The sequence below is a fragment of the Paenibacillus humicus NBRC 102415 genome, from assembly GCF_004000905.1.
Lineage (GTDB): Bacteria > Bacillota > Bacilli > Paenibacillales > Paenibacillaceae > Paenibacillus_O > Paenibacillus_O humicus.
This window is the reverse complement of the sequence record NZ_BIMD01000053.1, coordinates 26,094-33,495: the sequence shown is the minus strand read 5'-3', so window position 1 is coordinate 33,495 and position 7,402 is coordinate 26,094. Positions and strand designations below refer to the sequence as shown.

5 protein-coding genes are annotated in these 7,402 nt (G+C 60.0%); 2 read left to right on the top strand and 3 right to left on the bottom strand.

Going from position 1 to position 7,402, the window contains the following annotated elements:
- Positions 1-156: 156 nt before the first annotated feature.
- Both PHU01S_RS22205 and PHU01S_RS22200 read right to left on the bottom strand, forming a co-directional pair.
- On the bottom strand, positions 157-3,942 hold the full coding sequence (locus tag PHU01S_RS22205; RefSeq protein WP_127510020.1) for a CLIPPER-2 domain-containing protein: 3,786 nt from the start codon (positions 3,940-3,942) through the stop codon (positions 157-159).
- Positions 3,943-4,234: 292 nt separating this feature from the next.
- Positions 4,235-4,612, bottom strand: coding sequence for a hypothetical protein (locus PHU01S_RS22200; protein ID WP_021881297.1), 378 nt, complete (start codon positions 4,610-4,612; stop codon positions 4,235-4,237).
- A gap of 175 nt (positions 4,613-4,787) precedes the next feature.
- Between PHU01S_RS22200 and PHU01S_RS22195 the strand changes: the two genes are divergently transcribed.
- Positions 4,788-6,035, top strand: coding sequence for a sialidase family protein (locus PHU01S_RS22195; RefSeq protein WP_049869039.1), 1,248 nt, complete (start codon positions 4,788-4,790; stop codon positions 6,033-6,035).
- 119 nt (positions 6,036-6,154) lie between these two features.
- On the opposite strand, the gene PHU01S_RS22190 is transcribed toward PHU01S_RS22195, so the two are convergent.
- The gene (locus tag PHU01S_RS22190) at positions 6,155-6,640 is read right to left on the bottom strand and encodes a DinB family protein (protein ID WP_021881299.1); all 486 of its coding nucleotides are present in this window, start codon (positions 6,638-6,640) and stop codon (positions 6,155-6,157) included.
- 197 nt (positions 6,641-6,837) lie between these two features.
- Between PHU01S_RS22190 and PHU01S_RS22185 the strand changes: the two genes are divergently transcribed.
- Complete coding sequence (locus PHU01S_RS22185) at positions 6,838-7,305, top strand: RidA family protein (RefSeq protein WP_127510018.1); 468 nt, start codon at positions 6,838-6,840, stop codon at positions 7,303-7,305.
- The last annotated feature ends 97 nt before the right edge of the window (positions 7,306-7,402 follow it).

The following is a 7,402-nucleotide window of genomic DNA, read 5'->3' as shown; positions in this document are numbered from 1 at the left end:
GGCGGAGAAGTCCCGCCTCTCCGGCGGGGAGCCGGTGCGGCTGGCGGAGTTTGCCGAGGAGATTTTGGCCGGGAACGTCTAGCGGCGATGCTTGCAGCGCGCGAAAAAAAGCTTGGCGGATGCCAAGCTTTTTTTCGTTTTGCCTGAATGGCTGCCTTATTCCTCGTGTTCCTCGATCGTGACCGGCACCGGGTTGGATACGCCTGTGCGCGGCACGGGATTGCCGCTGGGCAGCGAGAGGTCGTAGCTGAACGACGCCGTATTCACCACGACCGGATTGAGCGGCGCGAAGTCCGCGTTTGCGAGGAAGCGGATGACCGACGAGCCTTGAGCGGGGACGGTCCCGATCGACAGGCGGCTCAGGTTCGACGTGTTCGGGAGCGGCGTGCCGTTCAGGCTGAGACTTCCGGGAACGTAGGACAGCCCGCTTGGAATTGCATCGGTCAGGACGACGTTTTGGAGCGGAGCGATGTTCGGATTGGACACCGTCAAGTAGAAGGCGACGGAGTTTCCGACCGCGACGCTGCTTGCGCTGACGGATTTGGCCAGCGTGGAGAGGGCGAGTACCGGAACGACGACCGGGTTGGTTTTCTGGTTGAGCGTGAACGACCGGCCGTTCGGGAAAGTGAAGCTGAAGACGAGATTTCCCTGGTTGAGCAGCTGTCCCGCAGGCGGGTAGGAAACGACCTTGAGCTTGAAGGTGATGAAGGCCGTTGAATTCGCTTCGACGGTGCCGATGAAGGCGCCTGTCAGCATGTTCTCTCCCGGTACGGGCATTCCGTTCAAGGTCAGGCTGTTCTCTACGAACACGGAGCCCGGCGGCAGCAGGTCGAACCAGGTCAACTCGGCATTGAAGCTGCCGGTATTGGTGACAACGGTCTGATAGTGCACCTCGTCGCCGACGAAGACGTAGGGCTCGGCGGCGCTCTTCACGGCGCTGATGACCGGCTGGGCGATCGTCACGGTCGCGATGTTGGACTGCGAGATGCGGGTCGTTCCTCCGAGGACGAAGGTGATTGTAGCGAAATCGTTGACGTTGTAGCCGGGCTCCGGCAAGGACACGATCTCTTCCTGGAAGGTGACGATGACGGTCTGGCCAGGCGCCAGCGTCTCGATGCCGACGCCGGCATTGATGTTGCCGGCAGAAGGAGCGCCGCCGACGGTGACGCTGCCCGGCACGAAAATCGAGCCGGGGGTGGAATTGTCGGAGACGATGACATCCGTCACGGGAAGCGCGGATGCGTTGCTGATGGTCAAGGTGAAGGTGACGATGTCTCCGACGATGCCGAACGTTTCCGACCCTGACTTCGCAATCGTCACATCGCCGTCGTTCTCGACGATCTGAACGACGTTGGAAGGCGTCGAGCCGCTGCCCGTCAATCCGGAAGGGGATTGGAACGTAAAGGCGGCCACAGCCTGGTTGTCGTAGACGCCTGTCGGCGGACTGGCGGTGAGCACGACATCGTAGGAGACGACGACGGATTCCCCGGGAGCTATGCTGCCGATGACGATGCCCGTCAAGGGGCTTGCGGCCGGGACGGAGATGCCGTTCACGAAAACCGATCCGGCTACGAAGGCGCTGTACGGGTTGAGAGAATCCGCAACGGTCGTGATGGCGGCGACATTGCCGCTGTTCGTAACGGTGACGGAGTAGGTGATCGTTTGCCCGACAGCGCCGCCGAAGGCATTGGCTCTCTTGAGCGGCACGATGACCGGCTGCAGCACGGTGACGTCGACCGGATTGGAAGGCGTGCTGTACGGATTTCCGAGGAAATCATACTGCAAGGACGCCGTATTGGTCAGGACGGGAGGCACCGGCACAGACGCAATCATCAGCTGGAAGGAGACCGTCGCCGAGGCGCCGATGGCTAACGTTCCGATTGCGAAGCCGGTAATAGGATCGGCTGCCGGCTGGGGCACTCCGTTCACTGTCGCGCTGCCCGCGACGAAGGCGTAACCGGCTGGAACCGTGTCGGTCAGGACGGCGTTCAGGATGCCGGCGACGCTGTTGTTGGTGGAGACGATGGTGAACGTGATGACTTCTCCGACGATGCCGCTTGCGGCGTCTGCGCTTTTGACGACGGGAACGTTAGGCGTGTCGATCGGATTGAGGACCGGAATGACGACCTGGTTGGAAGGCGTCGAGCCGGTCAGCATGCGCCCGTCCGGCGGCTGATAGGTGAACGCGGCCGTCGATTGATTGACCAGATTGCCTCCGGGAGGCTCGGATGTGACGAGCACCTGGAAGGTGACGACAGCCGACGCGCCTGGATCCAGAACGCCGATCGGTATGCCGGTCACGGGACTTGCGCCCGGTACGGCAACGCCTCCGACCGTCACGCTGCCCGGAACGAAGGACGAGCCGGCGGGGGTCGGATCCGTGATGGTGACGTTGGCGGCGATGTTGCCGGTGTTGCTGACATTCAGCGTATACGTGACGGGGTTCCCGATGAAGACGGATTCAGGCACTCCGCTCTTCACGAGACCGACGACAGGCGAGAATACAGGAATATGGACGATGTTGGACGGAACGGAGGTCGAGATGACCGGCGAATCGGGAGTCGGCTGGTACGTGTACGCGACGTTTCCTTGGTCGTCGATGGTCCCTCCGAACGGCACGGCGGTCACCTGATACCGGAAGGTGATGACGGCTGTTGCGCCAGGAGTCAGCAGTCCGACCGTGACGCCGGTTTCCGGCGTCGCGCCGGGAACGGGAACGCCGTTCAGCGTAACGCTGTTGGGGACGAAGGCGGCACTCGTCTCGTCGATCGTATCGAACACCTGCACGTTGCTGGCATTGACCACGCCTGTATTCTGCACGGTGAGCGTATAGGTGACGATATCGCCGATAACGGCGTCCGTCGCTGTGGTGGACTTGACGATCGTAATCAGCGGCGCGGTGATGTCGATCTGCAGGCCGATGGAGTCCACGAGGTAGCCGTCGCCGCTGGTGGTCAGGTTGAAGACGGCCGAGGTCTGGGCATTCAGCAGCGTGCCGGCGACGGTGACGTTGGTAACGTCATAGCCCTGCCTGCCCGCGACGATATTGGTTCCCGGGGTTCCGTTGATCTGGTTGCGGGTGCCGAAGGTGCCGGTCGTGTCGAGAAGTCCGGCATCGTTGTTGATTTGGGAGGCGAAGAAGTTGTTTGCGAAGTTGTTCGGACCCGATAAGGTCGTCAGCGTGGCGGCGGTAGGGCCGAACTGGGCCATATCCCCCGTCTTGTTGGCGTCGCCTTCCTGGGCGCTGAGCTGCGCGCGTCCGTCCAGCGCGCCTTGAAACGGGGTGGCGAATCCGGTGATGACCGTGCTGACCGGTCCCGAGGTGGCCTGAATGACGGCCGCTCCGACGCGGATGGACAAGTTCCGCAGCGGCTCGGACGCGTTGGCGTAAGCGACGGCGAGCGTCCACATGGCGTGGTTGGAGGTCGGATCCGGAACGACGATTGTGCCGACGATTCCTCCGGCCGTATAATCGCCGGCTCCGGCGGTCTGTACGATGCCGGTGACATCCGCCGAGCGCACGTAGGCGTATGCGGGAGGGTATGGCGGCGAGTTGGAGAGCAGCACATTGAAGCTGGTGGCGGGGTCCGGCGTAATGCTGAACAGCCCGGACGGCGTCGTCAAGCGGACGGGATCGTTGATGAACGCGCTGAGGTCGACGCCGTTGTTGATGTAGGTGCCGCCCCAGATGAGCTCCGCGTACAGGACGCTGCTGCCCGCCGGGAGCACCAGTATCGCCGTGGAGTTGTTGAGCGCGTAATTCCCCGTTGTTCCCGGGGGGTACAAGCCGAAGGTCTGGCCCGTGTCGGTCGTTACGAAGGCTCCGATGCTGTCTACGGTTCCCGGCACCGCAACGGTGTCGGAGCTGCTGAGGCCCAAGGTGTTGCCCGTATACGTAATGGCTCCGTTGTTGTTCAGCAAAAAACGGTTGACAAAAGGCATGGTTGCTCATCCCCGCTTCCGCAAGCTGATAGGTCGATTTAACCATTATGCGGTTCGGGAACGAATCATGCATGGACAAGGCAGACTGGCGGACAGGTGCTCGAGAAGGACAACAGCGACCTTTTTAAGGAAGGCGGCAGCATCCGAATGGGAACGGAGAGGTGAGGCGGCGATGGCTTCCTTCATCTTCCTATCCTGGAAGGGGGCTGCATGGATGAAAGGAAAAGCAGAGGCTGAGCGCAAAAAATTCCCCGGCCGGAGGCCGGGGTCAGGTTTTTCGGGCCGCCGCTTTTTACATCAAAATGGGCGTCAAGGCCGGAATGACCGTCATTTTCGTTTGCGGAAAGCCTTGCTCTTGGACCAGATTGCCGAATTCGTCGATGCCGAACGTCGAGAAGACGACATTCGCCAAGGCCGTATTGTTGACCAGCTGCACCTCGTAAGCGATGTTTCCGCTGACCGTGAAAGTCCGGATGTCGGCGCTGTAGGCGGGAACGATATAACCCGTCACATAAATAGGCGTCAAGACCAGTGTCGTGGAGGGAACGACAAAGATCTGCACCACGACCGAGGCTGGCGCTGCCGTTTCGTTGCGGCTGCTCACCACAATGTTCGTCGCTGCCGTTCCCGTTGCCCTCGTATTCGTAATAATACCTGTCGTCAAAGCCATACTGCATCACCCTTTCCCTTGGTTTCTATTAATCTATGGAATAAGGCGAGGACATGCTTGGGTTTTGGAAGAATTGTTTTCCAAAAGGCGAATGAACATGCGGGCTATTGAACGGCGGCATAGGATGGAGCATGCACAAGTTGAAGCGATTGAAAAAGAACAGGAGGTTTCCCGGTTGGCCAATTTCAATTTCCAGGTCACGCCGAGCGGAGGCAACCCGATCTTCGAGCCGGCAGTCGCCGTGAATCTTTTGAATCCATCCATTATGGTGGCGGTCGCGACGGATACGACGTCCGGCGTGCCGCAGACCGGCCTGTACCGTTCCGTCAACGGCGGCGCGACATGGACGAATACGCTGCTGCCGCTTCCCGCCGGCTTTGCGGGCGCCGAGGCGGCTGTGGTCGCTTACGCCTTTCCGAACACGTTCTACGTATCCGCGCATGCTTTTCCCGGCAACAGCGACGGCACTACCTTCGTCTACATCTCCACGGACAACGGACAGACCTTCGGCTCTCCGATTCTTGTAGGTCCAGGCTATGGCACGTATATCAACAACGACGAGACCAACGTACTGGCCGACAACGGGCAGGCAAGTCCGTTCCTCGGCAATGTCTACGTCTCTTACAATCACCAGTTCAATGTCGCGAACAACAGCAACTCCGTCGCATTCCTCAACCGCTCCACGGATGGAGGCGCGACCTGGGACCAGCCGACGCTGCTCTCCAGCCCGACGACCCAGGTGGAGCGTCCGGACATGGCGATCGATCTGGTCGGCAACCTGTACGCTTGCTGGATTACCGTCACGCCGCCCTTTAATTTCTTCGTTCGTACTTCGCTGGACGGAGGCGCGACTTTCGGCAATCCTGTGCTGATCAGCGCCGTATCGCTCGTTCCGAATGTCCTTCCGGTCACTGGCTATGCCTTTCGGGTGCTGACGTTCGCCAATATATCCGTCGACCGGTCCAACGGGCCGTACAACGGCAGCATTTACGCCGTCTGGCAGGATTACAGACAGGGCTATTCCGATATTTTCATGAGCATATCGACCAATCTTGGCCTCAATTGGTCAACGCCGGTGAGCATTACGGGAGCTCCGACGGGGTCGCAGAATTTCTTTCCTGCCGTCGATGTCGATCCTCTGACGGGAGGCGTGAACATCATCTACTACAGCAACCAGGTGGACGGGTTCGATCTGGACGTCTACGTCGCCCGTTCCGTCAACGGCGGCCAGAGCTTCACCAATACGCGCATAACGGACGTCTCCTTCAACCCCAACGGAACGAGTCCGGTACCGGTGCCGTTGATCGGGGACTATATCGATATCGCCTGCGTTCCTCCCGGCGGCTATATCGGCATCTGGACGAATACGAGCAATTCCCTGTACATCGTCGCCGGTTATTCCAACAACGTGATCACTCCTTGATATGAATGGCATGGAAATAGGGCCCTTTTCAGGGCCCTATTTCTATGTGCATCTGTTTTTTTCAGGGAGTTCAGCCGGTTGCGGGAAGAGGGGATGCGGGCAGCCGAAGAGCTGGACCGTCATGGGGCTGCTGGTGCGATCAGTCCCTTTTCGATGAAGTTGGCGGATACCGGCTTGCGCCCGAGCTCCCGCGACCAGACCGACAGCTGGCCGATATGGTGGATCTCGTGGGCAAGGACATGCCTCATGACCTCGCCCCAGGCGAGCAGCCTCTCTCTTCCGTCCGGAAGCGTATCCAGAAGCGGCCGCTGTTCCATGGAATCATCCCAGCCGCGGATGAAGCCTTCGATGTCCGCGCGGAAGCGGCGGTCGAGCTCGCGCACCTTGGCCAGCGTCGCGTACTCCTCGAAGTTTTCCTGGAAGTCCGGCTTGCCCTGCAGCAGCTGCAGCCAGCTCCACTCGACATCCACGATATGGAACAGCGTCTTCAGAATGCCGCCGACGCCGCCTGTCCGTTCTTGAAGAAGCTCCTCTTGGGACAGCTCCCCGCACCATTCATACCATTGCTCTCTGACCATCCAGTTGTAGCTGAACCAGAATTGCATGGATTTCCCTCCTTGAACAGGTATTCATTCTTCTTCCATTTTATCATGGGAGAGCCGATTGCCGGCGGTACAAAACGGGCGTAAAATACACCCTGAGTCGGCATGCATGGGCATTCGGGCATCCTGGCGGCGAGCGTATATTTGGTTCGCTTCAGCCAAGATTCCTGCCATGGACAATGGATATAGGGGGAAATGAAATGACGGGAAAAGGAAAGGTAGAAGCCCGTTTGGCCGAGCTCGGCATCGTGCTTCCGTCCGCAAGCGGACCCGCGGCGACGTACGCCAACTGCGTCCTGGCAGGAGGGCTGCTGTTCGTCTCCGGCAAGGGGCCGGCGGGGCAGCCGAAGGGCAAGCTGGGGATCGACTTCACGACCGGAGAAGGAAAGGAATTCGCCCGTCAGGCCGCGATCGAGGTGCTGGCGGTCGTCCAGGAAGCGCTCGGAAGCCTGGACCGGGTCAAGCGCGTCGTGAAGATCCAGGGCTTCGTCAACGCATCGCCGGAGTTCGAAGAGCATCATGTGGTGCTCAACGGCTGCACAGAGCTCATGCTGGCCGTATTCGGAGAAGAGAAGGGCATGCATGCCCGCTCCGTGCTGGGAGCGGCATCGCTCCGGAACAATCTGCCCGTCATCCTGGATTCGATCTTCCAGGTGCAAGAGGGCTGAAAACGGCGCTAGCCATAGGAGGCTATTCATTTCCCTATTCAAACCCAAGCTGTCTGGATCGTTTTCGCGTCCAGGCGGCTTTTTGCGTTGCGAACAA

What these genes read in the sequence shown, in the direction of transcription:
- PHU01S_RS22205 (WP_127510020.1), bottom strand. Translation starts at nt 3,942, where the DNA reads ATGCCTTTTGTCAACCGTTTTTTGCTGAACAACAACGGAGCCATTACG.
- PHU01S_RS22200 (WP_021881297.1), bottom strand. Translation starts at nt 4,612, where the DNA reads ATGGCTTTGACGACAGGTATTATTACGAATACGAGGGCAACGGGAACG.
- PHU01S_RS22190 (WP_021881299.1), bottom strand. Translation starts at nt 6,640, where the DNA reads ATGCAATTCTGGTTCAGCTACAACTGGATGGTCAGAGAGCAATGGTAT.
- PHU01S_RS22185 (WP_127510018.1), top strand. Translation starts at nt 6,838, where the DNA reads ATGACGGGAAAAGGAAAGGTAGAAGCCCGTTTGGCCGAGCTCGGCATC.